The organism is Rhizobium sp. P2_G2, assembly GCF_056403555.1.
Genome location: NZ_JBFUFF010000035.1, coordinates 38,091 through 61,571, shown reverse-complemented (window position 1 = coordinate 61,571; position 23,481 = coordinate 38,091). Strand labels below are relative to the sequence as shown.

The following is a 23,481-nucleotide window of genomic DNA, read 5'->3' as shown; positions in this document are numbered from 1 at the left end:
TCTCCCCCTCAAGGGGGGGAGATCGGCTAGAGGCCCGCTCATCGCCTAACGCAGATGCCTGCTACCGGGCATTCGACGTAGAAGAGGCGCGGAGCGGTGCCCCATCCGATCTCCCCCCTCGAGGGGGAGATGCCCGGCAGGGCAGAGGGGGGTAGCGCCGAATTCAAGTTTCAATGCCACGCTTCCGTGACATCCTTATCTCAATTCCTTCCAAGCCGCATCCAGTGCTGTCCTGAGCGTCGCGGTCATGAAATCCACCTCCTCATGCGTGATGATCAGCGGCGGCGAGGCCAGCATGCGGTCGCCGGTGGCGCGCATGATCAGGCCGGCGGCGACGCATTTGTTGCGCACCAGGGTGCCGACATCGTCGGGCTTGTCGAAGCGCTTGCGGGTCTTCTTGTCCGCCGTCATCTGCACCGCGGCCATCAGGCCGACCGACTGCACCTCGCCGACCATGTCGTGATCCAATAGCGTCGCCAGCGATTTCGCCAGATACGGCCCGATATCGTCGCGCACGCGCTCGACCAGCTTTTCCTCTTCGATGATCCGCAAATTTTCCAAAGCGGCCACGGCGCAGACCGGGTGGCCGGAATAGGTGTAGCCGTGGTTGAAGTCGGTCGAGGTGATGACCTCGGCCACACGATCGCTGACCAGCACGCCGCCGATCGGCAGGTAGCCGGAGGAGAGGCCCTTGGCGACCGGAGCCAGGTCCGGTTCGAAGCCGTAAAGTTGGTGGCCGAACCAGTGGCCGGTGCGGCCGAAACCGCAGATCACTTCGTCGGCGACCAGGAGGATGTTGCGCGCCTTGCAGATGCGGGCGATCTCGGGCCAATAGGTTTCCGGTGGCACGATGACGCCGCCGGCGCCCTGGATCGGCTCGGCGACGAAGGCGGCGATATTGTCCTCCCCGAGTTCGTCGATCTTGGCGTTGAGCTCTTCCGCGACGCGTTTGCCGAATTCTTCCGGCGAGAGTTCGCCGCCCTCGACATACCAATAGGGCTGGCCGATATGGTGCACGCCCTCGATCGGCAGCGCGCCCTGCTCATGCATGTATTTCATGCCGCCGAGGCTGGCGCCGGCGACTGTCGAGCCGTGATAGCCGTTGCGGCGGGCGATGACATGGGTCTTCGACGGCTTGCCGACATGCGACCAGTAGACGCGGGCCATGCGGAACCAGGTGTCGGTGGCTTCCGAGCCGGAACTGGTGAAGAACACATGCTTCAGATTGCCGGCATGGGCGGTGATCTTTTCCGACAGCAGGATGGTGGGCGGCGTCGTGGTGCCGAAAAAGGCGTTGTAATAGGGAAGCTCGACCATCTGCTTGTAGACGGCATCGGCGATTTCCTTGCGGCCATAGCCGATATTGACGCACCAGAGGCCGGCAAAGGCGTCGAGATATTTCTTGCCCTGGTTGTCCCAGATATGCGAGCCCTGGCCGCGCTCGATAATGCGCGTGCCGGCCGCGTTGAGCTTCTTCATATCGGTGAACGGGTGGATATGGTGGGCGGCGTCGATGGCGCCGAGATTGGACAAAGCGGCGTTGGCGGCAGTCATTTCGTTCCCCCTTTGCCACAGCCTGCATGCCGGACGATGGCGAAAGCGCCCGGTTGGCATGTGGTTTGACGATTTTGCCTGATTGAAAGGCGGCCTGTTATCGGCTAGGAAAATGCCCGTGCCAGGCCATTTTGGCAAGCCATTTGCCGATTTTCGCCGCAAAATCCCTTCTCTCACCTTCCGATGAGGCCAAACCCGATCATGAATGACCAAAGGCCGGTAGCCGGTTCCGTGGACGTTTCAACCCCGCCCCGTATCGAAATCCTGCTGGTCGACATGAATGGAAGGCTGCGCGGCAAGCAGGTCCCGCTGGAGGCGGAGAAGAAGATCTGGTCGGGCGCGGTGCGCCTGCCGGCCTCGACGCAGTCACTCGACATCTGGGGCGACGACAATGACGACCTGACCGGCATTTCGCTGACGCTCGGCGATCCCGATGGCGCTGTCATGCCCGATCCAAAGTCAGAAGTTGCAATACCCTGGGCGCCTGCCGGTTCGCGACAGGTACTGGCGACCATGCATACGCTGGAGGGAGATCCGCATTTCTGCGATCCACGCGGCATGCTTTCGGCATTGCTCAAACGCTTCGAGGCCAAGGGCCTGACGCCGGTCGTGGCGACCGAACTCGAATTCTACGTCATGGATGGTGCGTCGCGCGAAACCGGCATTCCGGTGCCGCCGTCGATCCTGACCTGCAAGGGCGAACCCAACGGTTTCCAGCTCTACGAAATGGATTCGGTCGACAGCCTGCAGCCCTATCTCGACCTCGTGCGCGCCTATTGCCAGGCGATGAACCTGCCGGCGGATGCGACCACGGCGGAGTTCGGGCCGGGGCAATATGAGATCAACCTCAACCACAAGGCCGATGCGCTTTCAGCGGCGGACGACTGCATCTATCTCAAGCGCGTGGTCGAGCAGGCGGCGCGGAAATTCGGGTTGAAATCGACCTGCATGGCCAAGCTCTATAGCGAGCATTCGGGCTCTGGCCTGCATGTGCATGCCAGCCTGATCGACAAGGATGGGCGCAACGTGCTGGATGCCAAGGGCGGCGATCCCGTCCTGCTCAAATCCGTCACCGCCGGCCTGTTGAAGACCATGCGCGCGGCACAGCTGATCTTCGCGCCATTCGCCAATTCCTACCGGCGCTTTCAGCCGGGTTCGTTCGCGCCTGTCGACGTCAACTGGGGTTTCGGCAATCGCGGCACGGCGATCCGCATCCCGGAGAGGGATGGGCCGGGTGCGCGCGTCGAGCACCGCGTCGCCGGCGCCGACGCCAATCCCTATCTGCTGCTCACCGCCATCCTTGGCGGCATGCTGCTCGGGTTGGAGGAGACGCTCGATCCGGGCGAGGTGACGACGCCGACCAGCGCACCGGAGAAAACCGAGCGGCTGACGCACGATTTCCTCACCGCCGTCGAGGATTTTGCTGCCTCGGATTTCATCGGCGATGTCCTTGGGAAGCAGTACCAGAAGCTCTATGCCGATACGAAGCGCAAGGAGGCGATCACCTTCCTGCGAACAGTGTCGGATTTCGATTATCGGACCTATCTGCCTCGCATCTGATCATTCTCATTGTGGCCCATGTTCGACATCTGCTTCACCCCAATCCTTAACACCAGACCCATCCGAGGGCTGTAAATGGGAGCTGTGGTAACCCTGACCGGAATATCAATTACGTGCTTCAGAAGTGGATGTCGACTATGACCTATATTGTCGAACAGACGTCACTTTCTCCCTATTTCATCAGTGCTTCGCGGTTTGATCGCGAAACAAAAAAGCCTGATCTGAGCCGCGCAGCAGAAATTTCAAAAGTTTTTAAGGATGGCACGCGGTTTCTGTTGCCGGAGGAGGTACCGGCTCGACTTCACGCCCCCTGGAAAAAATTCCGCGACATTTTCCGGTCCGACAATGGCATCCTGATCATCTCGACAGCCCTGCGCGATTTGTTGAAGGAGTTGGATCCTGGCGTCCATCAGACGCTGCCCATCAAGGTGAGCAGCAATTCTCCGACCGAGGTGCGTTTTGTCCTCAACGTGCATGCAATGCAGGACAGTGTGATAGATGAGCAATCCGACGTCGGTTCGATGGCGTTTCAGGGATTCGATCGTGAGAAAATGCGGTTCAATCACAATCATGGAACAACCGGGCCGGTCAACATCGTCTTCAACACTGCGGCTATGCGCGGCCTCAACTGTTGGCGCGAGCGCCGTTATCCCGGGAGCCTGCTGATTTCGAATGCCCTACATGATGAAATAGCGCGCCGCCGCCTTCGGTTCTTTGAAGTACGCAAAGCGCGGGATGTCTGACATCAGCTGCATTTGGGCGATGGCATTTTGCTCCAATTGACTGGGCCGAGATCGACGATATCCCGAATGGTGTCATGTGCGATAATCTGCCGATCGCAGAGAGAACTGTGGTAGAAAACGACCAGATTAAGACCGTCATGCCGAAGGCTCGGAACCAGCATGCCTTCGAAACCGACGCAGCTCGCGACATTTGTGACCTTGTCCGCGCGCGTAAATTGTTCCGTGACCCGATCCACTTTTCGGATCGCGCCATCTATCTTGATGAGCGTTTGCCTCATGATCACATCCTCCACTTCCAGGCGGCGGACGCCATCGTGGATGTCGTAAAAACGCTCCAGCGTCGGCATTGTGAGCCCGAATTTGGCAAGTTTTTTGGGAGCGCTGAGATCCAATACGGCATCGAGCCGAATGTTGAACTCGAATAGCCTCAAGGGTGTTTCGACCGACTTTCTCGGTGGGCTCATCAATCGATCGAAGTGCGCTTCCGCCAACGCGCCTTTCCGCGTCAGCGAAACGACGATCATATTAAGCCCTCCGCCTGGACACCACATGCTTTCATAGCGTGGCGAATCATGCATGTGCGGCATCGCGACTGCGACATACCACGCTCTGCTCTCACGCGAAGTGGCCGGCTCCTCCGCTATTGCCTTGCCAAGCGCACTGTTCTCCTCGCCTTCCATGAAACGCGATACTACTCTCGCCAATCGCTTCGCCTCTTTGCTTTGAATTCAGGTGCAGACTACTCGTTGAAACCAAAGCGTGCAATTGATCGGGCGTGGTAATCCGATCCTCCTGCTGTATATCATGTACCGCTCCATAGAATCATCCAGCGCAAGTGTGGCCATGTCCGACATCCGCCCCATCCTGATCCTCAATGCCAAGATCCTGACAATGGACCCTGACAATCCGCGGGCAGAAGCGGTTTACGCAGAGGACGGGCGTATTGTTGGTGTCGGCTCGAATGTCGAGATGCGGGCGCTCGCCAAGCCGGAGGCGGAGATCATCGACGCCGGCGGCAATACGCTGGTGCCGGGTTTTTCCGAAAACCATTTGCACCTTTTCTCCGGCGCAGCGGAGCTCGATCATCTGCATCTCACCGGCGTGCACGGTTTCGAAGCCCTGAAACAGGCCGCGCAGACCTATGCGGCAGCCCGCCCGAACGAAACCGTGATCTATGGGCAGGGAGCGGATTACACCATCCTCGGCGGCGACGAGCGTGTCACGCGCCATCATCTCGACCGCATCATCGCCGATCGGCCGTTCGCCATCGTCGCGCATGATCATCACACGGTCTGGGCCAATACCAAGGCGCTGGAATTCGCCGGCCTGCTCAATGGCAAGCAACTCGGGCCGGGCCAGGAAGTGGTTATGGGCGAGGATGGGCTTGCCAATGGCGAATTGCGCGAGATGGAGGCATTCGGGCCGCTGTTCATCGCCTCTGGCTTCGACCGCTATCGCCTTGGCCTCTCCACCGGCGGCGAGCCCAATCCCTATCCGGTCGGGGCGGAATGGGAGAAGGATATTGCCGTCATGCGCCGCGGCCTCGCCTATTGCGCCGAGCACGGTTTTACCTCGCTGCAATGCATGGATGGCAATCTCTATCAGCTGCAATTGCTGGCCGAGATCGAGGAGCGCGACGGTTTTCTGCCTTGCCGGGTGCAGATCCCCTTCCATCTCAAGAACTTCATGCCGCTCTCGGCGCTCGAAAAGGCGTCGATGATGGCCGAGGCCTATCATTCGGATTTCCTCAAATCCGGCGTGGTCAAGATGTTCTTTGACGGCGTGCTCGACAGCTGGACGGCGATCATGGTCGAGCCCTATGCCAACAAGCCGGATTCGCGCGGTGGCGAGAGCCTGTTCACGCCGGATGAGATGAAGGCGGCGGCGATCGAGATCGACCGGCGCGGCCTGCAGATTGCCGTGCACGCCATTGGCGACGGCGCCGTGCGGGCCGTGCTCGACGGCTACGAGGCGGCGCAAAATGCCAATGGCAGGCGTGACAGTCGCCATCGCGTCGAGCATATCGAGGTGGTCCATCCCGACGACATCTCTCGCTTCAAGCAGTTGGGCGTCATCGCCTCGATGCAGCCGCCGCATCCGCCAGGCGCCATGGGCCTGCCGCTCGAGCCGACCGTGTCGATGATCGGCCGCGCCCGCTGGCCCTATTCCTATGCCTGGCGGACGTTGAAGGAAGCCGGTGCGCATATCCCCTTTGCCTCGGATTGGCCGGTGTCGCCGATCGATGCGATGGCCGGCATCCAGGCTGCGGTGACGCGCAAGAAATGGGCCGAGAGCGATCCGGACCAGAGCTTTTCGCTGATGGAAGCCATTGCCGCCTACACGATCGAAGGCGCTTATGCGCAATTCGCCGAGGATCGCAAAGGCATGATCAAGCCCGGCTACTTCGCCGATCTGACGCTGCTGAGCGCGCCGGTGGAGGAGGTTCAGCCGGAGGACCTGCACACGGTGCGGCCGGTGAAGGTCATTTGCGGCGGCCGGGTAACCTATGCGGTGTGAGTGCGCCACATCTGGCTCGGGGATTCAATAAATCCGACCTGACTTGCGCCTTGCTTCGTTTAGGCCGAAGCAAGGCCCTGCGAAAATATATTGAACGAACGGTCAATAGCAGTTGTCAATTCCCATCCGCTGTGGTGAGTTAGCGTCGGTTTCGCCGTAAGACCCGATCAAAGACTGGGCGACGGCGCGATTGGGAACAGAGGCGACATTGCTATTCGCTACGGCACGAGGAGGGTGCACTTTTCCCATTTTTCGGCGGTTCCACGCTGATGGAATCAAGGGTAAACGGGCGATGTGAGCTATTATGGCTGATCAGAACGCGATCGAAATTCGCGGAGTCACAAAATATTACGGTTACGGCGAATATCGGGTGGCGGCGGTCCACGGCGCCAATCTTTCCATTCGCCAGAATGAGTTTTTCACCCTTCTCGGCCCATCGGGCTGCGGCAAGACCACGCTGCTCAGGCTGATCGCCGGCTTCGAATTCCCTCAGGAAGGCGAACTGGCGCTCTATGGCGACAATATCGCCGAAATGCCGCCCTTCAAGCGGCCGATCAACACCGTCTTCCAGAATTACGCGCTCTTTCCGCATATGAGCGTCGCCGACAATATCGGCTTCGGGCTGAAAATGCTCGGCAAGAGCAAGCAGGAGGTTGCCGCTCGCGTCGACCAGATGCTGAAGCTGGTGCGCATGGAGCAGTTCGCCAAGCGTGCCACCAGCCAGCTCTCGGGCGGCCAGCAGCAGCGCGTGGCGCTGGCCCGGGCGCTGGCGCCGTCGCCGAAAGTGCTGCTGCTCGACGAGCCGCTTTCGGCACTCGATTACAAGCTGCGCAAGGAGATGCAGATCGAGCTCAAGCGCCTGCAGGCCGAAACCGGCATTACCTTCGTTTTCGTCACCCATGACCAGGAAGAAGCGCTGACGATGTCGGACCGCATCGCGGTCATGTCGTCGGGCAATATCCTGCAGGTCGGCTCGCCGCGCGATATCTATGATCGGCCGGCGGACCGCTTCGTTGCCGACTTCATCGGCGAGACGAATTTCCTCAAGGGCAAGATCGAATCGCTCGCCAGCGACGAGGCGGTGATCGCGCTCAATTGCGGCGTCTCGGTGATCGCGCCGGCGCCGAAATCGGTCGCCGCCGGAGACGAGGTTACGGTGATGATCCGCCCGGAACATGCCCGCCTCGTGGGGGCGGGAGGGACCGAACGCGCCATCGTCAGCGGCCCGCTCGAGGACATCGTCTATTTCGGCACCGACACCTATTTCAACGTCAAGCTGGCCGACGGAACACTGTTTACCGTGCGCCAGCAGAACCGGCCCGGCGAAGAGGGAAGCTATGCCGGCGGTGACCGTGTCGGCGTGAGCTTCCCGGCCAATTCGATCCGCGTGCTCAGAGGCTGAAATGGCAAGTCATGAGCAACTGATCGCCAGGGAAATACGGAAAGATGTTCGCAATCGCTGGCTGCTTTCCACGCCGGCACTGCTGATCATCCTGCTCGCCGCCACCGGTCCCCTGTTGATCGTTGTCGTCTATTCCTTCCTGACGGCCGGCCCCTATGGCGACGTGGTGTGGAAGTTCTCGACCGATGGCTGGTTCAACGTGTTCTTCGAACGCGATATCTTTGACGGCACGCTGTCCTTCGCCGACGCGCAGCTCTCGATTCTCCTGCGTTCGGTGCGGCTCTCCGTGCTGACCACGATCCTGACGCTGATCTTCGGCTTTCCGACCGCCTATTTCATCTCCACCCGTCCGGCCAAGACGCGCGAGCTCTGGCTGTTCGTGATCACCATACCCTTCTGGACCAATCTTCTCATCCGTACCTTTGCCATGCTGGAAGTGCTGCGCAACGAGGGGCTGATCAACACCATCCTCATTGATCTCGGCATTATCGGCAAGCCGATCCAGATGCTGTTCACCGATGCGGCGATCCTGATCGGCATGGTCTATGTCTACCTGCCGCTGATGGTCCTGCCGCTCTATGCCAGCATGGAAAAGCTCGATTTCCGCCTGGTCGAGGCCGGTTACGATCTCTATGCGACACCGTTCCAGGTGCTGCGGCGGATCATCATCCCGCTGGTCAAGCCGGGCATGATCGCCGGTTCCATCCTGGTCTTCATTCCCTCGCTCGGCGCCTATGTGACGCCCTCGGTGCTCGGCGGTGGCAAGAACATGATGCTCGGCAATCTGATCGAGCTGCAATTCGGCCAGGGCCGGAACTGGCCGCTCGGCTCGGCGATTTCGATCGCGCTGATGGTGATCGTCATGGTGGCGCTGCTTGCCTATGTCCGCAATGCCGGATCATCGACGGAGAAGGGGCATGGCTAGGCAGTTCAACATCCGCCGCCAGGCCGGCTTCACGACGATCGCAATGATCTCGTTCTTCATCCTCTACCTGCCGATCGCGGTGCTGGTCGTGTTCGCCTTCAACTCGGGCGACAGCATGGCGCATTGGCAGGGCCTGTCGCTGCGCTGGTTCTACAAGGCCGCCGGCAATGTCGATGTGATCGACGCCTCGCTGCGCTCCTTCCAGATCGCCCTGATCGCCGGCATTCTGGCGACCATCACCGCGACGCTGGCGGCGATCGCGACGACGCGGACGGCAGCGTATCGGGGGCTGACGGCGAAATATGCGTTCATCAACCTGCCGCTGATGGTGCCGGAAATCGTCACCGCGGTGGCGCTGCTGATCTTCTTCTCGCGCATCAAGATCTGGACCGGCTATTCCGGGCTCGGCTACCTGATCGCCGCCCACACGGCCTTCTGCATTCCCTTCGCCTACCTGCCTGTCAGGGCGCGGCTGGAGAATATGGACCTGACGCTCGAACGGGCGGCTGCCGACCTTTATGCGACGCCCATCCAGGCGTTCCGCCACATCACCCTGCCGCTGCTCTGGCCCGGCATCATTGCCGGCTTCATGCTGGCCTTCGTCATCTCGCTCGACGATGTCGTGATCACCGAATTCGTCAAGTCGGGCGGACAGGACACGCTGCCGACCTACATGCTCGGCCAGATCCGCCGCGCGACATCGCCGGAGGTCAATGCCATTTCCACCGTCTTCCTGCTCCTGTCCGTGGCGGCGGTGACGATCTTCTTCTTCATCAACAACAAGCGTGCACAATGAGGAAAGGTAGAACCATGAAACTGGGAAGGAAATTACTGACGGCAGCCGCGATGCTGATGGCATCGGTCGGTCTCGCCCGCGCCGATGGCGAACTGCACATCTACAATTGGGGCAATTATACCAGCCCCGACATGATCAAGAAGTTCGAGCAGAAATACAATATCAAGGTGACGATCACCGACTATGACTCGAACGACACCGCACTTGCCAAAGTCCGGCAGGGCGGCACCGGTTTCGACATGGCCGTGCCGTCGCAGAACTATCTGCCGATCTGGATCCAGGAAGGCCTGCTGCTCGAAACCGATCCGGRCAAGATGGAGAATTTCAAGAATGTCGCCAAGCAATGGACCGATCCGCCGTTCGATCCGGGCCGCAAATATTCGGTTCCGTGGGCGATGGGCATTGTCGGCGTGGTCGTCAACACCGACGTCTACAAGGGCGACATCAACACCTGGAGCATCATCTTCAATCCGCCGGAAGAGTTGAAGGGCAAGATCAACGTCGTTCCGGAAATGTCCGACGTCATGGATGCGGCGATCCTCTACAATGGCGGCAAGAAGTGCACCGGCGACCTCACGGTGCTCAAGAAAGCCCGCGATACGCTGATGGCCGCCAAGCCCTATTGGGTGGCGATGGAATATAACACCATCCAGAAGATGACCGCCGGCGATTTTTCCGCCACCAGCGACTGGAACGGCTCGGCCTTCCGTCAGCGCCTGGCCAATCCAAAAATCCATTTCGGCTATCCGAAGGAAGGCTTCGTCTACTGGTCCGACAATCTGGTCGTGCTCAAGGAGGCCAAGAATGTCGAGAATGCCAAGCTCTTCCAGAATTTCATGATGGATCCTGAAAGTGCGGGCATGAATTCGGGTTTCCATCGCTATGCGAACGGCATCCTTGGTTCCGAAAAATATATGCCGGCCGACATGAAGGATGCGCCGGAAATCAACGTGCCGGACCAGTTCAAGTCCGTCGGCGTGCAATCGCAGACCTGCCCGCCGGATGTGCAGGCGCTCTACACCAAGATCTGGACCGAACTGCAGAAGTAAGCCTTATCCGGCCGCCTCGCCCCGCGAGGCGGCCGTTCCATTTCCTCATTCCGGCAGAAATCGCATGAAAACCGTCTATTCCGAGCGCCATAAGGGCCATTCCGGCAATGTCGAACTGGTGGCAGGCGCCATCGTGCCGGCCTTCGAAATGCCCTCGCGCGCGGCGTTCATCCTGTCACGCATCGATGACGTGAAGCTCGGGCCGGTGCTGGGGCCGCAAGAGCATGATCTCTCGACCGCCGCCAAGGTGCAGGACAAGGCCTTTCTCGATTTCCTGCCGACCGTCTATCCGCGCTGGAAGGCGGAAGGCCGCGACGGCACCGCACTGCCCTTCACCTGGCCGACCCGCGGCCTGCGCGGCGACAAGCTGCCGGAACATATCGACGGCCAGCTCGGCTTCTATTCCTTCGACGGCGGCTGCGGCTTTGTCGAGGGCACCTGGGACGCGATCAAATCTTCGCATGACGTGGCGCTGACCGCGGCCGGCCTGGTCAGGGGCGGCGAACGCGCCGCTTACGCGCTCTGCCGCCCGCCCGGCCACCATGCCGGGCACAATTTCATGGCCGGCTATTGCTACATCAACAACGCCGCCGTCGCTGCCCAATGGTTCCTCGACCGGGGTGCTGCCCGCGTCTCTATCCTCGATGTCGATTATCACCACGGCAACGGCACGCAGGAAATCTTCTACAGCCGCTCCGACGTGCAGGTGATCAACCTGCATGCCGACCCGATGCAGGAATATCCCTATTTCCTCGGCAGTGCCGACGAGACGGGCGAGGGCGAAGGCCACGGCTTCAATATCAACTATCCAATGCGCTGGGGCACGGACTGGAGCACCTGGAACGAGGCGCTGGAAGACGGCTGCCGCAAGCTCCGGGACTATGCACCGGACGTCGTGATCATCTCACTCGGCGTCGACACCTATGAGAAGGACCCGATCTCGAAATTCAAACTCAAGACCGAGGACTTCCCCAAGATCGGTGCCACGATCGCCAGGCTCGGCCTGCCGACGCTCTTCGTCCAGGAAGGCGGCTACGCCGTCGCCGAAATCGGCGTCAACGCCGTGGGCGTGCTGACCGGCTTCGAAGGCGGCTGAGAATTTTTCGCGGAGGGTGGGCCGGTTTTCCGAACCGCCCCTTGCAATGGCCGGGGAAACCTGCTAATTCCCCGCATCCTCGCGATACAGAAAAGCAAATCACCTTTGTTTTTCAATAGGATGGGCGTGTAGCTCAGCGGGAGAGCACTTCGTTCACACCGAAGGGGTCACAGGTTCGATCCCTGTCACGCCCACCATCCTTTTTATAATATTTTTAATGGTTTAAACTCCAATTGTGCTGAAGCGTCATGGTCCATGTTCCATGCCACTAAAGCCGCTTTCGACGATGAAATTCCACTTGGCACCGTCGCTCATGGTCAGGGGATAAGGCCTGTGATCCGATAGGTCCGGATTGTCCGGTCATAAATCCCGATGTCCTGGCAGCCGCGTGCGATTAATTGGGCCCCCTCGATCGCAGCGAAGATCGCCATCGCGTGCTCCTCCAGATCTTGCCCGCTCGCCGTAGTCCTTGCCCGTGACAACACCTTGGCGATCCAGCCGACATTGGTCTCGGCAAACTTGTCGACCTCGGTCCTGACCTCGGGGGGAAGGTCGTCGAGTTCGGCACTCATGATGCCGCACAGGCACATGCGGTTGTCGTTTGCCAGGGCGGAGCGGAAGATCTCCACGTAGCGATCCATGCACCAGGTAGCATCATTGGACGTCGCCAACAACTCCGCCAAGTAGGCTGCCCCGTCCTCGGTATAGCGACGCGCCAAAGCGGCCCCAAGGTCACCCTTGGTCGGGAAGTGGTAGTGCACGCTGGCACTCTTGATCCCTACCTCCTTCGCGAGCTCGCGGAAGCTCAGGGCATTGTAGCCGTGCGCCTGCACCGTTGCTCTAGCGGCCGCCATCACCGCCTCGCGCATATCATATTTCGTTCTTGCCATCGCCAACCCTTACCTATCACTCGATAGATAGTTGTTGACGTCAAAAAAGGAAAGGGCTAATCGTCTGGTCGTAACCTATCTATCGATAGACAGTTTAAGGAGTCTACTATGAAAATCTTTGATCGCCCCGGCTTTCCCAATCCGGCCCGCATCCGGATCGTCCTCGCCGAGAAAGGGCTCGAACCTGAAGTCGAGTTCGTCTCCGTCGATCTCATCGGCGCCGAACATAAGCAGCCAGCTTTCCTCGAAAAGAACCCTTCGGGCGTGCTGCCGGTCCTCCAACTCGAGGACGGCGCCTACATCAGTGAGGCCACCGCCATCACGGAATATCTCGACAATCTTGACGGCGATCCGCGGCTCACCGGCAAGACGCCGAAGGAAAAGGCCGTCATCCACATGATGCAGAAGCGGGCGGAAACCGAACTGCTCGACGCGGTTGGCAACTACTTCCACCACGCGACGCCTGGCCTCGGCGCCGAGTTGCAAATGTTCAAGAGCCCTGAATGGGCTGGCCGACAAGACTGGGGCATCCGCCAGCGCGATAAGGCCCTCGCCGGCATGAGATATTTCGACACGGTGCTGCAGGACCATCCGTTCGTTGCTGGTGATGCGTTCTCAATGGCCGACATCACTGTGTTTGCCGGGCTGATGTTCGCGGAGGCCGCCGGCATTGGCATCCCTGAAGATTACTCCGCCCTGACGTCCTGGCGCGCGAAAGTCTCTGAACTGCCGAGCGTCAAGAACCGCAGCGGCCAAATGTTTGACTCTGAGGATCTGCGCAGGCTCGGCTTCTAACGCCCGCGCGAATGCGGCTGGAACGCCCCGCCGACACCCCGTCCACATTTGCCAATCGCGCCGTCCCAGGCGGCAATTCTCACGGAGTTTCCTCATGTCTACGATCTCAACACCCGACAGCGCTTCGCGGCGCAACCTGCTCAAAGGGGTCGCCATCGCTGGCGTCGGACTTGCATCCGCGGGGGCCGGCGCCAATCCGGCGAACGCAAAGACCCCCGCGGCAAACCTTGCCGGCAAGCCATCCGGCGATCACCTCGTCACAAAAGATGGCACCAGCCTCTACTACAAGGACTGGGGCGCCGGTCCGGCCGTCGTGTTCAGCCATGGCTATCCCCTGTCGTCCGATGCCTGGGAGGACCAGATGTTCTTCCTGCTGCAGAACGGTTATCGCGTCGTTGCCCATGACCGCCGGGGCTTTGGCCGGTCGAGCCAGCCATCCAGCGGATACGACTACGATACCTTTGCCGACGATTTGGCCCAACTGGTCGAGGGGCTTGATCTGCGGGAGGCGACCTTCGTCGGCCATTCGATGGGCGGTGGCGAGGTTGCACGCTATGTGGCGCGCCATGGCCAGAGCCGCGTCGCCAAGGTCGCCTTCATCTCCTCGGTGACCCCCTTCCTGCTCAAGACCGCCACCAACCCAAACGGTGCGCCGAAGGAGTTGTTCGATACGTTCCGCGCGGCCGTGCAGGCCAACCGCTCCCAGTGGAATCTCGACGTCACTGTGCCATACTACAGCTTCAATCGGCCGGGGGCGCATGTCTCGGAAGGGCTGCGGGAGAGCTACTGGCGGCAGGGGCAGGCAACCGGTTTTCTTGCCGCCTACCATGCGCTTAGCGCTTTCTCGGAGACTGATTTCCGCGACGACCTAAAAAAGATCAGCGTCCCCGCACTGGTAGTCCACGGCAACGATGATCAGATCGTCCCGTTGGAGATCTCCGCGAAACTGACCGCCAGTCTCGTTTCGCATGCCAAGCTGATCGTTTACGAAGGCGGCTCGCATGGATTGCTGCATGTCGACAAGGACCGCTTGAACGCCGACCTGCTGGCGTTCCTTCGCAGCTGACGCTGTCGACTACAAAACGCCCGGGGCTGGCGGCAGCCTGAGCCCCGGCGACTTTGAGCCCCCCGGTCATCAATCAGACCTGCAACGATTGGTTCAAAGACGATCGAGTAGAATAATGCCAGCCCGCCTATTGTTTGATGCATGCCCATTGTCTGGACCCAATTGACTGGACTCGGCGGGGATCATTGATGAGGAAGTTCCAAGCGTTGACGCAGGCATCGACAATCGCCTCATAGCTTTCCCAGACGAGGGTACGAGCTGGTTGTGCCTCAGATATTGCCAGACATTTTCCATCGGGTTCAATTCGGGGGAATAAGGCGGGATGAACATCATGGTGATGTTGTCAGGCACTTTGAGTTCTCCCCCGGTCTGATGCCTGCTGGCGCCATTGCATAACAACAGCGCATGCGCGCCTTTAGCGACATGGGCGCTGATTTCCTTGAGTTGGTCGTTCATGGCACGCGCATCCGCGCACTACGGGCAGGAGTAATACTTTTCGAATTAGCAAAATATTAGTCAAACATAAATTAATATTTCCGCATGGACTGGCGCCGCAGCGATAACGCCCGTTGCGACATAGACGGAGAAGACCAATGCCCAAAATTAGCATCCGAACCTCTTTGGCCGTAATGTTCATTGTGCTGACGGCGTTATTGGTCGCGATTTCAGTCACCTCAGTGTTTCGCATGTCCTCCTTGTTTCAGAACGCGGAGGCGATCGGAGAGGACAAGCTGCCTAAGGTCGCCATAGCGGGGGAAATCAAGTTCAGCTTCAATCTCCTGCGTGCTGCCACTGCCCGACAACTGTTGGCGGTCACGCCGGATGAGATCGCCCTGGAGAACAAGTTCACCAAGAGTGTCGAAAGCTCCCTTGATGAAAGCATGGCGAAACTAGAGGCCATTCTGAACACGGAACGTGGACGCGCCCTGTTCAAGACGATGAAGCAAGAAACAAACAAATACCGCGATATGCGCGACCAGCTCGTCATCAAGCTCCGCGACGCCGGCAAACTCGATGAAGCCAAGGCAAACCTGCGAGGTCCTCTCAAGGATCAAACCGACGTTGCCAACAAGGTCATCGCCGAGATCGTCAATTTCAATATGGGACTAGCAAAGGCTGAGGTCGAAGACGGGAAGTCAAATTACCATGAAACGCTGTTAATCATGGCAATTGTCAGCACCGTGGCTGTTTTGATCGCCATGGGTAGCATGTTCTATGCCATGACAGGGATTTCGAGGCCGATCTCCCGAATCACCGGGGTTATGCGACGACTTGCCGAGGGCGACAGCACGTCTGAGGTGCCATTCTCCGGTCGCAGTGACGAGCTCGGTGAAATGGCTTCAGCCGTCGAAGTTTTCCGGCAGAACGCCATCAACAATGCCCGTCTGGAACAGGAAGCGGCTGCCAATCGCGGCGCTGCGGAAGTTGCCCGTGATGCCGAGCAGCGAAGGATTGCACGGGAAGCGGAGCAACTGCGCGTCGCAACTTCGACACTTGGTGAGAACATGAAGCGGCTGGCAGGAGGCGATCTCACTTGCCGGATCAATACTGAGTTTGCCCCGGAGTACGAGCCGCTCCGAACCGATTTCAACGCTACGGTCGAGCAGCTTAGCCAGACGATTTGCTCTGTTGCTGTTGCGGTCCAGAACATGGACAGCGGCACCCGCGAGATCGCCAATGGCGCCAGCGACCTATCCAAGCGTACCGAGCAGCAGGCGGCTTCGCTGGAAGAAACGGCAGCTGCGATGGAGCAGATTACATCCAATGTCTCCACCTCGACCAAGATGACAGGGGAGGCGAGAAATATCGCTCAGGCAGCAAATAGCAGTGCGACCCAGTCGGCCGAGGTCGTGTCTCGCGCCGAGCAGGCTATGGGACGAATCGAGGAGAGTTCGCAGCAGATCTCCAACATCATTGGCGTAATTGACGAGATCGCGTTCCAGACCAACCTTTTGGCTCTGAATGCTGGTGTCGAAGCTGCGCGCGCTGGCGAGGCAGGCAAGGGTTTTGCTGTCGTCGCTCAGGAAGTACGCGAACTGGCCCAACGGTCGGCTCAGGCCGCCAAGGAAATCAAGGGACTCATTCAGAAGTCTACCGCGGAAGTCGAGGGAGGGGTCACGCTGGTGCGCGAAACCGGCTTGTCTCTGAAAACCATCGGCGACTATATCGCCGAGGTTAACCGGCATATGCAATCGATTGCCCAGGCAGCTCAGGAACAGTCGACTGGCCTCTCTCAGGTCAATGTTGCCGTCAACCAGATGGATCAGACAACCCAACAGAACGCGGCGATGGTCGAGCAGTCGACCGCAGCGGCTGCCGCCCTGGCGCAAGAAGCGGCGAAACTGCGGGACCTCGTGGCAAAGTTCACCGTGGAGCAGAGTTCCACTCAGAGCCAAGCTCTGCGCCAAACGGCGACTGCGATGGCGCGCCCGGCTCCGTCCGTCGCCAAAACCCCTGTACTGCCTCGCACAGCAGGTGGTCCCCGCGCATCGGGCAATTTGGCGACGAAAAGTGACTCGTGGGAAGAATTCTGACGAGACTATCATAGATGTGCCATTTGACGTTGGTCGAACGTGCCTTTGACGCAGGTCTGTGCAGATTAAAATGCTGTTCAGTTTGCGGTGCTTTCGGTTTGGCCGGGGTCAACGTTCGACGCTTATGGTGGGGTCAAACGCACGCCGAACACAGTCTGGCGAGCTTTCAAAGGCTGTGATGGTCGTGGTCATCGCATTTCTGCTTTATCGCCCCGAGGATGATTTTTCGCGTTTACCGGCGCATATTCCATGGCGAAGACGCCATTGCTGAGGGGCGAAGCCGAAATCAGCTCAAACTGCTGCTGCTCTCCAGGTGCGAAGAGGGGTTTGCCCTGGCCGACTGCGCCGGGATAGCTGAGCAACCGGATGCGATCGACCAGGTCGTGGCGCAGAAGCTGCTGGACGATACTGAGGCTGCCATGCACATAAATGTTACCGCCGTCGCCGGCCTTCAGCGCCCGGACCGCATCCGACAGCGAGCCCTTCAGCAACTCGGCCGGCTTCCATTCGAGCGTCTTCAGGCTCGATGACACGACATATTTCGGCAGGGCGTTGAACCTGTCGGCGAAGTCGCCGGTTTCCTCGGGCCAGGAGCCGGCAAAAATCTCGTAGGTCGTGCGGCCGAGAAGCATGGCGCCGCTATCGGCAAGCTCCTCTTCCTTGAACCTGTTCATCTCGTCGTTCCAGGTCACGCTGGGCAGCTTCTCGACCTCGGCAATTCCGTCGACGCTGATGAATTCGGTGACAATAAGCTTCCTCATCTTATCCTCGTTTCTTGACTGCAGCCGGTGATTTCCGAAGTGATGTTTTGAAGACGTGCGACGCCACTCAAATCCGACATGGTGCGCGCATTTCTCTCGGATAGCGGTCGGGAACAGAGAAGATTTTGTCAGCCTGGTTGACAGCGTTCACGCTGATCCGGACCGCATACCCAAAAATCGCTCTGAGAGGCTTAATATCGGTGTGCTTGCCGGTCTCGCCACCTTGGCGACGACTGACCAGCACTGCGCCCAGAGGGCTCCATCAGAGGCCCTTGCACATCTGACCGACATAGAATGATCAATAGTTGAAGAGGAAATCGGTCTCGTCGAGAACGTGATGATCCGTATTTTTCAGAATGAGCACATCCTTGCCGAAAACGAGCCAGGTGTCTGCCTTATGCTGCTCGATATGTGGCTGGAGATCGGCGAAGTTGTCAGGGCCGAGGAGGTAAATATCGATTTGGTCGAGGCCATTGGTAAACCCGCGGGCGGTGTCATGGCCATAGCCTTTGCCGATGCCGAAAAGGTCATATTCGGCGCCACCGATCAGCGTATCTGTGCCACCCCTCCCGAACATCTCGTTGTAGCCTGATTTCCCATTCAGGACATTGTCGCCCGGATTTCCATAGAGATAGTTGTCGCTACCAGTATCGTCGCTGCCAGTGGCGTTGATGTTCTTTTTGCCAAGCAAGGTCAGCGTTTCGACATTGTTTGAGAGGGTGTAGCTGACAGACGACTTCACCGTGTCGGTGCCCTCACTTTCGCTTTCCGAGAACGTCACTTTGGCATTGTCGGTCATGAAGACATCATTGCCGAGCCCGCCGTAGACCGTTTGCTCCCCCTTGGTGCCTCGTAGATCGACAATATCATTGCCATCGCGCAAATAAATCAGGCCGCCAGTAATAACGCCGTCGCTAATCAGTTTTTCCGCTCCGTCGTCTCCGAAGATCCCCCCGACGATCGTTCCGTGATTGACAATTTTGGTGGCAACGCCCGTCGCTGTTTCTATCGACAGCGCCACACCATCAGCGCCAGTGATTGTTCCGCCAACGTCGTTGACGATGGTGTTGCCGGCGCCGGTCACCTTCACGCCACGACTGCCGAAGATAGTACCGCTGTTGGTCAACGTGGCGGCGTCGCCGTAAAGCAAGATCGCTTCGTAGACTTGCCCTTCAACTCTGCCATGGTTTTCAATCGTTGCGAAGTCGCCACTGGAAAAAATTGCCTGATCTCCGGTAATGAGACCAGTAGAGCCAACGACAATATGGGTATTGTTCTGCTGGTTGTTTATCCCGAGAGCCCATAGTTGATCACTATTGCTAACCGGGCTTGAGGCAACGAGGAAGCCGTTAACTGTTATATCCACCCCTGTAGTGACAACATTGACTGCCCACTCGTCTTGTTGTTGGAACAGAGATATTCCGCCGGTCTTTGTCACAACCAAGGAGGTCAGATTGAAGTCTTGGACTCCCTCATGGACAACTGTATCGATGACTGTCTTTGTCACTGCCGTTTCCTCCATGTTTATTAGCATGTAATCATATTGATCTGGCAAATGAAAGGCGCTTGCCCTCAGGGTCTGGCCGGTAATCGGCCACTGGCGATCGTTATCCGTAGACTTTGAACGACTGGCGACGATAGTGTCGCCAGAGCCAATGCAACGGAATCCGCAATGCACACTGACAACGGGATAGTTGCCTGATGCCACGCCACGGGGAGAGGTTGCCTTACACCTCGCTATCCGGAGAGCCGGCGCAGATCGCTATATCGGCCGAACAATGGCGCCTCCTGGAGAAGGCGTTAGGCAGGTCCGTCCTGCTGGGTGCTCGTGAAGCTTTTCAAACCCTCTGCAATGATTATCTCTTGCGTGAACAGCTTGAGCAGGCAGCCATCCGTGTTGCCGATGTTAAGCGATGCGCGGAGAGCGTGAATACCTTTCTGACGCCGCTTCTTCAATTTTCCTTTGGCCAGCCACTTGTTCCGAAGGGCGTCTCGCAGGCCGCCTGGGATGAGTTTCAGTCGCAATTCGACGAGGCGCTGGAAGGTTTTAAGGTGCCGGTTGGGCAAGGGACACCCGGTGACGATGGGGACGCACCAGTCGGCGCCATCTCTCTGTCGCGCAATATGGTGATGGAAGTTGCCACCCGAATCTCTGCAGCGCTTGCGAAAATCCAGAGCGCCGGGGGCGTACCGGACACATTTCAGGATTCAGACGGCATCGAGGTCGGCATGGCACTGCAACACTTTGTCGTTCGCGCCMAGGCCTGGGCGAAAGACAACGGGCTTCCCTACGGCTCGATGAGGTCCCTGGACGACACGGCCGCGCCCTTCGCAACTTTCCTCCATTACGCGATGCGGCTGATGCCGGCGGATATCGTTCCGAGCATCCCGAGTGCTCAAGCCATGGCCGCCCGCATCCTCCGCTCCAAACGAGGCAATTGAAGGCGGGATGCAAATAGACTAAGGAAAATAATCCTATTTGCATCCCTGCTATTTGGATCGTTGTGTGAAAAATGGGCGACGAACACCGGTGAACGAACCGGTGTTCGCGCCACCGGGCGTCTCCCCGGCGAGATGGACCAATGTCTAAAATTTCCATGACGATCGACGATGCCGTTGCCTATTGTGGCATCGGACGGACGAAACTCTACGCGCTGATCAAGGAGGGCAAGCTCACCTCGAGGAAGAGCGGGCGCCGCACGCTGATCCTCACCGAAGAGCTGGATGCCTATGTCCGCGCTCTGCCAAGCTCCAAGACAGCGGCGTGAGGTGTGGCCATGGCAAAACCGACCGAACCGGCGGCGCAACCCGGCACCAGCCGGGCTCAGAGAACCGTGGCAACCGGCCAGACAGTCGATGAACGGAAACCCGCCGAAGYCGCTCTCCAGCTTCAGCCCAATACGCCCACCCCGCCGACGGAGCAGACCATGYCGTCGCTTACCCGTCAGCAGAAATGGAGCCGGGCAAATCCGCTGAAACGGTGGGCACATATGGCGCTCCGCTCGGCCGTTCGACAGGGCCTCGTCGCGCAGAGAGCCTGCGAAGATTGCGGCAGCGAGAAGTCCGAGGCGCACCATACCGATTATTCGCGGCCGATCCATGTCCAATGGCTCTGCCGCGCCTGTCATATGGCCGCACATAAGCGCCTGAAGGGAGCAGCGTTCGATGACAACGCCTCCCTTTGACCCCGTCCGCGCAGCGGCAGAATGGCTTGTGCAGCAGCAGGAGCCACCCTCCATGGTGATTCCGGTCCTGCGCGAACGGTTCGCCCTTTCGGTGACGGAAGCCTGTCACGGCTGCCGGATTGCCGGTGAACTTCGGAGGGCCGCGCATGCGTGACTTCACCAAGGTTTCGCCACTGATCTGGCGGGACAAGCGCTTTCACTGTCTCGCGTCTACCGACGCGAGACTGCTCTATTTTTACTTTCTCACAGGCGAACATCAGAACGCGTGTGGCTGCTTTCGCATTCCGGATGGCTACGCAGCCTCCGATCTACGATGGGATGCGGAGCGCTATGTCCAGGCGCGGGACGAGGTCGTCGCCGGTGGGCTCGCACAGTTCGATCCGGAGACAAGCGAGATCTACGTCAGCGGCTGGTACGAGACCAACCCGATTTGCAACGACAGCCACTTCAAAGGCGCACTCAAAAGTGTCTGCAACATCGAAAGCGACATGATCCGCGAGATTGTCGAACCTGAGATCGAGGCGAGCGACCAGCAAAGGCGCAAGAAAGTGCCAGAAAAGCAATCGCGGCTCGATGCAGCCCTGTTTCGGTCGAGAGACCTTTAGGGGCCGACACGTGACACCCGTGGGACACCGGTGTCGGACCGGTGTCGCACCTGTGTGACCATACAGAGACACAGACACAGACTGAGACGCAGATGGAGACCAAACAAAACCAAACAAAACAAAACTTGAAACCCGCTTCAGTCGCTGCAGTACGAGGTGCGTGGCGATGAACCGGCCGATGGCGTCTTCGGCTACGGCACGGAATCGTGTTCTCCGAGTGCCCGGGGATGAACCGTGAAAGCCCGCGATGTAACCGGCACCAAACGGGTGTTCTCCGCATGCGCGGGGATCGACCGATTTACAACAACTTCGAAACTCCGGCGTTATGTAGGAACCCCACCAGCATTTCGATCCGGAATTAGGTACAGATGTCCCCCAAGGCTGGCGGCACCTGGCTGGCAACGGAAATCTCCACACCTTTGCTGCCCAAAGTTCGCTGCGCAAAGCTGTTGACCGCCGGCCTCCCGAAAGCCGTCGCAGATGAGGTCGAATGCTCGATCCCAACTGCCCTTGCCGGCTTTTTGTACGGATCGAGGCGGACGCCAGTCAGCCGAGCAAAACCGACAGGCCATCTGGCGCCGCCTATGGTCTCGACTTGCGAACGAAGACCGGATCTTTTTTCCGCGGGTCCGGAACTCTGGATTTGCCGTGCTGGTTGACACCAGAACCGAGTTCGATGGTCTGCCAGATGTGGGCCGCATTCGAAACTCCGAACTTGTCCTCCAGCATCCAGACAAACGCCTCTGTCGAGAGAATGTCCAGGTTAAGATTTTCCACCTGCCGCAGCGCCGCTCTTGCCTTTCGATCATCGACGATAAAAACCACGGCCCCGTGATCCCTCACGACTTTTTCGGCGGTCGACAGGATATTGAGAAGGCTCGCATCGCCGCGGCCCGTCCAACTCGGTTTCAAGTCCGGTCGGCTCCCGCCGATCGTCCAGTTGACCATCGCCTTCAGATATTCCCGGCCAGCTTCCGTCTCCATCACCGAAATTCGATGTTTGTTGGCATCGAACCAGTCGCCGATGAGTTTGCGTTGTTCTCTTCTGGGGTCGTCCCCGGGGTCGGGCTCTCGCGTGGATTCGATTTTCACCATGTCGGTGACCCAGACCTCGACCCCTGGGATGAACAGGGCGTCGAGGCCATCGAGCCCCGCATGAGACAGTAAGGACAGAGGGGAGTTGTCCGGGATCAGAAGCCGCGGCGCGCGGTCAATCCCGTCGTTCATCCGCCCATCCCCCAGCGCCGCATTGCGGCCGCCACCTCCGACCGGATTTCATCCTTGTGTTCCCCACTGAGAGCGTGCCTGGCCACTTTCAATGGGAAGTCGGGATCGGCGGTATCGTATCCCAAGGGGTCGACAACTGGCCGATGTAGCGTGGGGCGTGATTTGCGAACCTCCGGGGGAACCGCTTCTCCGGCCGCGATCTTCAGGCGGATGAACTCCTCGGCGGACATGACCACCGTGCGGGGCTGATCCCTGTTCATCACCACGACCGCTTCGACATCGGCCGCGCGCAAGACATCGCCGAGGTTCTTTTGAAGATTGATTGATCGAATGGACTGCATGGCGGCCTCCATATGTTTTACGTAATTTTACATAAATGCGGGGTCGAGTGCAAGAATGGCTTCGGTAGGGCCGATGGGGTTTTTAACCAGCCTGCAGGACTGAACATGAAGGCCGTAAACCCCTCCGTCATGGAACCGTCTATTGCGAGCTGTACGGCGCAGCGAGCAGCGTATTCTCCGCATCCGCGGAGATAAACGGAGAGAAAATGGATCCAGCCAATTCGGCAGTCACCCACTTGCAGACTTTTCGCACGCTTGACGAACCCCACTCGTCCGCATAACCTCACCGCATTCACCAGGGGGGTCCCGACAAGGGGCTGAGATACTGCTGAGCGATTTCGCGGCGCAGTGACCCGTTGAACCTGATCCAGTTCATACTGGCGTAGGGACGGTGCAAGCGCTGACGACACGCGGATTCACGCCCTGAATCCGTAT

Annotated in this window: 23 protein-coding genes, 1 tRNA gene and 1 riboswitch; of the genes, 16 read left to right on the top strand and 8 right to left on the bottom strand. The window is 59.0% G+C overall.

Annotated elements, in window-relative coordinates:
• Positions 1 to 195: 195 nt before the first annotated feature.
• Complete coding sequence (locus AC1D06_RS22775; RefSeq protein WP_477988075.1) at positions 196 to 1,554, bottom strand: aspartate aminotransferase family protein; 1,359 nt, start codon at positions 1,552 to 1,554, stop codon at positions 196 to 198.
• 276 nt (positions 1,555 to 1,830) lie between these two features.
• Between AC1D06_RS22775 and AC1D06_RS22770 the strand changes: the two genes are divergently transcribed.
• Positions 1,831 to 3,114, top strand: coding sequence for a glutamine synthetase family protein (locus AC1D06_RS22770; protein ID WP_477988084.1), 1,284 nt, complete (start codon positions 1,831 to 1,833; stop codon positions 3,112 to 3,114).
• 137 nt (positions 3,115 to 3,251) lie between these two features.
• Positions 3,252 to 3,857, top strand: a complete 606-nt coding sequence (locus AC1D06_RS22765; protein WP_477878729.1) for an imm11 family protein — start codon at positions 3,252 to 3,254, stop codon at positions 3,855 to 3,857.
• A gap of 2 nt (positions 3,858 to 3,859) precedes the next feature.
• Here the strand turns inward: AC1D06_RS22765 and AC1D06_RS22760 are convergent, their stop codons facing one another.
• Entirely contained in the window at positions 3,860 to 4,381 is a 522-nt protein-coding gene (locus tag AC1D06_RS22760; protein ID WP_477878730.1) for a hypothetical protein, read from the bottom strand.
• Between the two features lie 319 nt (positions 4,382 to 4,700).
• On the opposite strand from AC1D06_RS22760, the gene AC1D06_RS22755 reads away from it, so the two are divergent.
• The 7 genes from AC1D06_RS22755 to AC1D06_RS22725 all read left to right on the top strand — a co-directional run bounded on the left by AC1D06_RS22755 (position 4,701) and on the right by AC1D06_RS22725 (position 11,839).
• Positions 4,701 to 6,374 (top strand): amidohydrolase, encoded by a 1,674-nt coding sequence (locus AC1D06_RS22755; RefSeq protein WP_477988074.1) that lies wholly within the window; start codon positions 4,701 to 4,703, stop codon positions 6,372 to 6,374.
• A gap of 304 nt (positions 6,375 to 6,678) precedes the next feature.
• Complete coding sequence (locus tag AC1D06_RS22750; protein ID WP_477988073.1) at positions 6,679 to 7,776, top strand: ABC transporter ATP-binding protein; 1,098 nt, start codon at positions 6,679 to 6,681, stop codon at positions 7,774 to 7,776.
• A gap of 1 nt (position 7,777) precedes the next feature.
• Positions 7,778 to 8,701, top strand: coding sequence for an ABC transporter permease (locus tag AC1D06_RS22745; RefSeq protein ID WP_477878733.1), 924 nt, complete (start codon positions 7,778 to 7,780; stop codon positions 8,699 to 8,701).
• Entirely contained in the window at positions 8,694 to 9,497 is an 804-nt protein-coding gene (locus AC1D06_RS22740; RefSeq protein WP_477878734.1) for an ABC transporter permease, read from the top strand. Before AC1D06_RS22745 ends, AC1D06_RS22740 begins: the two co-directional genes overlap by 8 nt.
• A 14-nt stretch (positions 9,498 to 9,511) precedes the next feature.
• Positions 9,512 to 10,546, top strand: a complete 1,035-nt coding sequence (locus AC1D06_RS22735) for an ABC transporter substrate-binding protein (RefSeq protein ID WP_477988072.1) — start codon at positions 9,512 to 9,514, stop codon at positions 10,544 to 10,546.
• A gap of 64 nt (positions 10,547 to 10,610) precedes the next feature.
• Positions 10,611 to 11,642, top strand: a complete 1,032-nt coding sequence (locus AC1D06_RS22730) for a histone deacetylase family protein (RefSeq protein ID WP_477988071.1) — start codon at positions 10,611 to 10,613, stop codon at positions 11,640 to 11,642.
• Positions 11,643 to 11,764: 122 nt separating this feature from the next.
• Positions 11,765 to 11,839 (top strand) — tRNA-Val (locus AC1D06_RS22725).
• A gap of 120 nt (positions 11,840 to 11,959) precedes the next feature.
• Here the strand turns inward: AC1D06_RS22725 and AC1D06_RS22720 are convergent.
• Positions 11,960 to 12,532, bottom strand: coding sequence for a TetR/AcrR family transcriptional regulator (locus AC1D06_RS22720; RefSeq protein ID WP_477878747.1), 573 nt, complete (start codon positions 12,530 to 12,532; stop codon positions 11,960 to 11,962).
• Between the two features lie 108 nt (positions 12,533 to 12,640).
• On the opposite strand from AC1D06_RS22720, the gene AC1D06_RS22715 reads away from it, so the two are divergent.
• Positions 12,641 to 13,327: a glutathione S-transferase family protein gene (locus tag AC1D06_RS22715; RefSeq protein WP_477988070.1), complete on the top strand. Its 687-nt coding sequence runs from the start codon at positions 12,641 to 12,643 to the stop codon at positions 13,325 to 13,327.
• 94 nt (positions 13,328 to 13,421) lie between these two features.
• Positions 13,422 to 14,393 (top strand): alpha/beta fold hydrolase, encoded by a 972-nt coding sequence (locus AC1D06_RS22710; protein WP_477988069.1) that lies wholly within the window; start codon positions 13,422 to 13,424, stop codon positions 14,391 to 14,393.
• Between the two features lie 93 nt (positions 14,394 to 14,486).
• On the opposite strand, the gene AC1D06_RS22705 is transcribed toward AC1D06_RS22710, so the two are convergent.
• Positions 14,487 to 14,849 (bottom strand): transposase, encoded by a 363-nt coding sequence (locus AC1D06_RS22705; RefSeq protein WP_477988068.1) that lies wholly within the window; start codon positions 14,847 to 14,849, stop codon positions 14,487 to 14,489.
• Positions 14,850 to 14,986: 137 nt separating this feature from the next.
• Between AC1D06_RS22705 and AC1D06_RS22700 the strand changes: the two genes are divergently transcribed.
• Complete coding sequence (locus tag AC1D06_RS22700) at positions 14,987 to 16,927, top strand: methyl-accepting chemotaxis protein (RefSeq protein WP_477988067.1); 1,941 nt, start codon at positions 14,987 to 14,989, stop codon at positions 16,925 to 16,927.
• 188 nt (positions 16,928 to 17,115) lie between these two features.
• Here the strand turns inward: AC1D06_RS22700 and AC1D06_RS22695 are convergent, their stop codons facing one another.
• Positions 17,116 to 17,688 carry a dihydrofolate reductase family protein gene (locus AC1D06_RS22695; protein WP_477988066.1) on the bottom strand — a complete coding sequence of 191 codons (573 nt, stop codon included), beginning with the start codon at positions 17,686 to 17,688 and terminating at the stop codon, positions 17,116 to 17,118.
• Positions 17,689 to 17,986: 298 nt separating this feature from the next.
• Entirely contained in the window at positions 17,987 to 19,195 is a 1,209-nt protein-coding gene (locus AC1D06_RS22690; protein WP_477988065.1) for a calcium-binding protein, read from the bottom strand.
• 215 nt (positions 19,196 to 19,410) lie between these two features.
• Between AC1D06_RS22690 and AC1D06_RS22685 the strand changes: the two genes are divergently transcribed.
• The 4 genes from AC1D06_RS22685 (at position 19,411) to AC1D06_RS22670 (ending at position 21,478) form a co-directional block, all read left to right on the top strand.
• On the top strand, positions 19,411 to 20,130 hold the full coding sequence (locus tag AC1D06_RS22685) for a hypothetical protein (RefSeq protein WP_477988064.1): 720 nt from the start codon (positions 19,411 to 19,413) through the stop codon (positions 20,128 to 20,130).
• Positions 20,131 to 20,270: 140 nt separating this feature from the next.
• The gene (locus AC1D06_RS22680) at positions 20,271 to 20,456 is read left to right on the top strand and encodes a helix-turn-helix domain-containing protein (protein WP_477988063.1); all 186 of its coding nucleotides are present in this window, start codon (positions 20,271 to 20,273) and stop codon (positions 20,454 to 20,456) included.
• A gap of 9 nt (positions 20,457 to 20,465) precedes the next feature.
• Positions 20,466 to 20,873: a hypothetical protein gene (locus AC1D06_RS22675; RefSeq protein WP_477988062.1), complete on the top strand. Its 408-nt coding sequence runs from the start codon at positions 20,466 to 20,468 to the stop codon at positions 20,871 to 20,873.
• A gap of 146 nt (positions 20,874 to 21,019) precedes the next feature.
• The gene (locus tag AC1D06_RS22670; RefSeq protein WP_477878757.1) at positions 21,020 to 21,478 is read left to right on the top strand and encodes a hypothetical protein; all 459 of its coding nucleotides are present in this window, start codon (positions 21,020 to 21,022) and stop codon (positions 21,476 to 21,478) included.
• Between the two features lie 582 nt (positions 21,479 to 22,060).
• Here AC1D06_RS22670 and AC1D06_RS22665 read toward each other — a convergent pair.
• Both AC1D06_RS22665 and AC1D06_RS22660 read right to left on the bottom strand, forming a co-directional pair.
• Positions 22,061 to 22,705 (bottom strand): hypothetical protein, encoded by a 645-nt coding sequence (locus AC1D06_RS22665; protein ID WP_477988061.1) that lies wholly within the window; start codon positions 22,703 to 22,705, stop codon positions 22,061 to 22,063.
• A complete protein-coding gene (locus AC1D06_RS22660) occupies positions 22,702 to 23,046 on the bottom strand; it encodes a type II toxin-antitoxin system Phd/YefM family antitoxin (protein WP_477988060.1) in 345 nt (114 codons plus the stop codon). The genes AC1D06_RS22665 and AC1D06_RS22660 overlap by 4 nt, the downstream gene beginning before the upstream one ends.
• 287 nt (positions 23,047 to 23,333) lie before the next feature.
• Positions 23,334 to 23,453: riboswitch (TPP riboswitch) on the top strand.
• The last annotated feature ends 28 nt before the right edge of the window (positions 23,454 to 23,481 follow it).

What these genes read in the sequence shown, in the direction of transcription:
- AC1D06_RS22775 (WP_477988075.1), bottom strand. Translation starts at nt 1,554, where the DNA reads ATGACTGCCGCCAACGCCGCTTTGTCCAATCTCGGCGCCATCGACGCC.
- AC1D06_RS22770 (WP_477988084.1), top strand. Translation starts at nt 1,831, where the DNA reads ATGAATGGAAGGCTGCGCGGCAAGCAGGTCCCGCTGGAGGCGGAGAAG.
- AC1D06_RS22765 (WP_477878729.1), top strand. Translation starts at nt 3,252, where the DNA reads ATGACCTATATTGTCGAACAGACGTCACTTTCTCCCTATTTCATCAGT.
- AC1D06_RS22760 (WP_477878730.1), bottom strand. Translation starts at nt 4,381, where the DNA reads ATGATCGTCGTTTCGCTGACGCGGAAAGGCGCGTTGGCGGAAGCGCAC.
- AC1D06_RS22755 (WP_477988074.1), top strand. Translation starts at nt 4,701, where the DNA reads ATGTCCGACATCCGCCCCATCCTGATCCTCAATGCCAAGATCCTGACA.
- AC1D06_RS22750 (WP_477988073.1), top strand. Translation starts at nt 6,679, where the DNA reads ATGGCTGATCAGAACGCGATCGAAATTCGCGGAGTCACAAAATATTAC.
- AC1D06_RS22745 (WP_477878733.1), top strand. Translation starts at nt 7,778, where the DNA reads ATGGCAAGTCATGAGCAACTGATCGCCAGGGAAATACGGAAAGATGTT.
- AC1D06_RS22740 (WP_477878734.1), top strand. Translation starts at nt 8,694, where the DNA reads ATGGCTAGGCAGTTCAACATCCGCCGCCAGGCCGGCTTCACGACGATC.
- AC1D06_RS22730 (WP_477988071.1), top strand. Translation starts at nt 10,611, where the DNA reads ATGAAAACCGTCTATTCCGAGCGCCATAAGGGCCATTCCGGCAATGTC.
- AC1D06_RS22720 (WP_477878747.1), bottom strand. Translation starts at nt 12,532, where the DNA reads ATGGCAAGAACGAAATATGATATGCGCGAGGCGGTGATGGCGGCCGCT.
- AC1D06_RS22715 (WP_477988070.1), top strand. Translation starts at nt 12,641, where the DNA reads ATGAAAATCTTTGATCGCCCCGGCTTTCCCAATCCGGCCCGCATCCGG.
- AC1D06_RS22710 (WP_477988069.1), top strand. Translation starts at nt 13,422, where the DNA reads ATGTCTACGATCTCAACACCCGACAGCGCTTCGCGGCGCAACCTGCTC.
- AC1D06_RS22705 (WP_477988068.1), bottom strand. Translation starts at nt 14,849, where the DNA reads ATGAACGACCAACTCAAGGAAATCAGCGCCCATGTCGCTAAAGGCGCG.
- AC1D06_RS22700 (WP_477988067.1), top strand. Translation starts at nt 14,987, where the DNA reads ATGCCCAAAATTAGCATCCGAACCTCTTTGGCCGTAATGTTCATTGTG.
- AC1D06_RS22695 (WP_477988066.1), bottom strand. Translation starts at nt 17,688, where the DNA reads ATGAGGAAGCTTATTGTCACCGAATTCATCAGCGTCGACGGAATTGCC.
- AC1D06_RS22680 (WP_477988063.1), top strand. Translation starts at nt 20,271, where the DNA reads ATGTCTAAAATTTCCATGACGATCGACGATGCCGTTGCCTATTGTGGC.
- AC1D06_RS22670 (WP_477878757.1), top strand. Translation starts at nt 21,020, where the DNA reads ATGCGTGACTTCACCAAGGTTTCGCCACTGATCTGGCGGGACAAGCGC.
- AC1D06_RS22665 (WP_477988061.1), bottom strand. Translation starts at nt 22,705, where the DNA reads ATGAACGACGGGATTGACCGCGCGCCGCGGCTTCTGATCCCGGACAAC.
- AC1D06_RS22660 (WP_477988060.1), bottom strand. Translation starts at nt 23,046, where the DNA reads ATGCAGTCCATTCGATCAATCAATCTTCAAAAGAACCTCGGCGATGTC.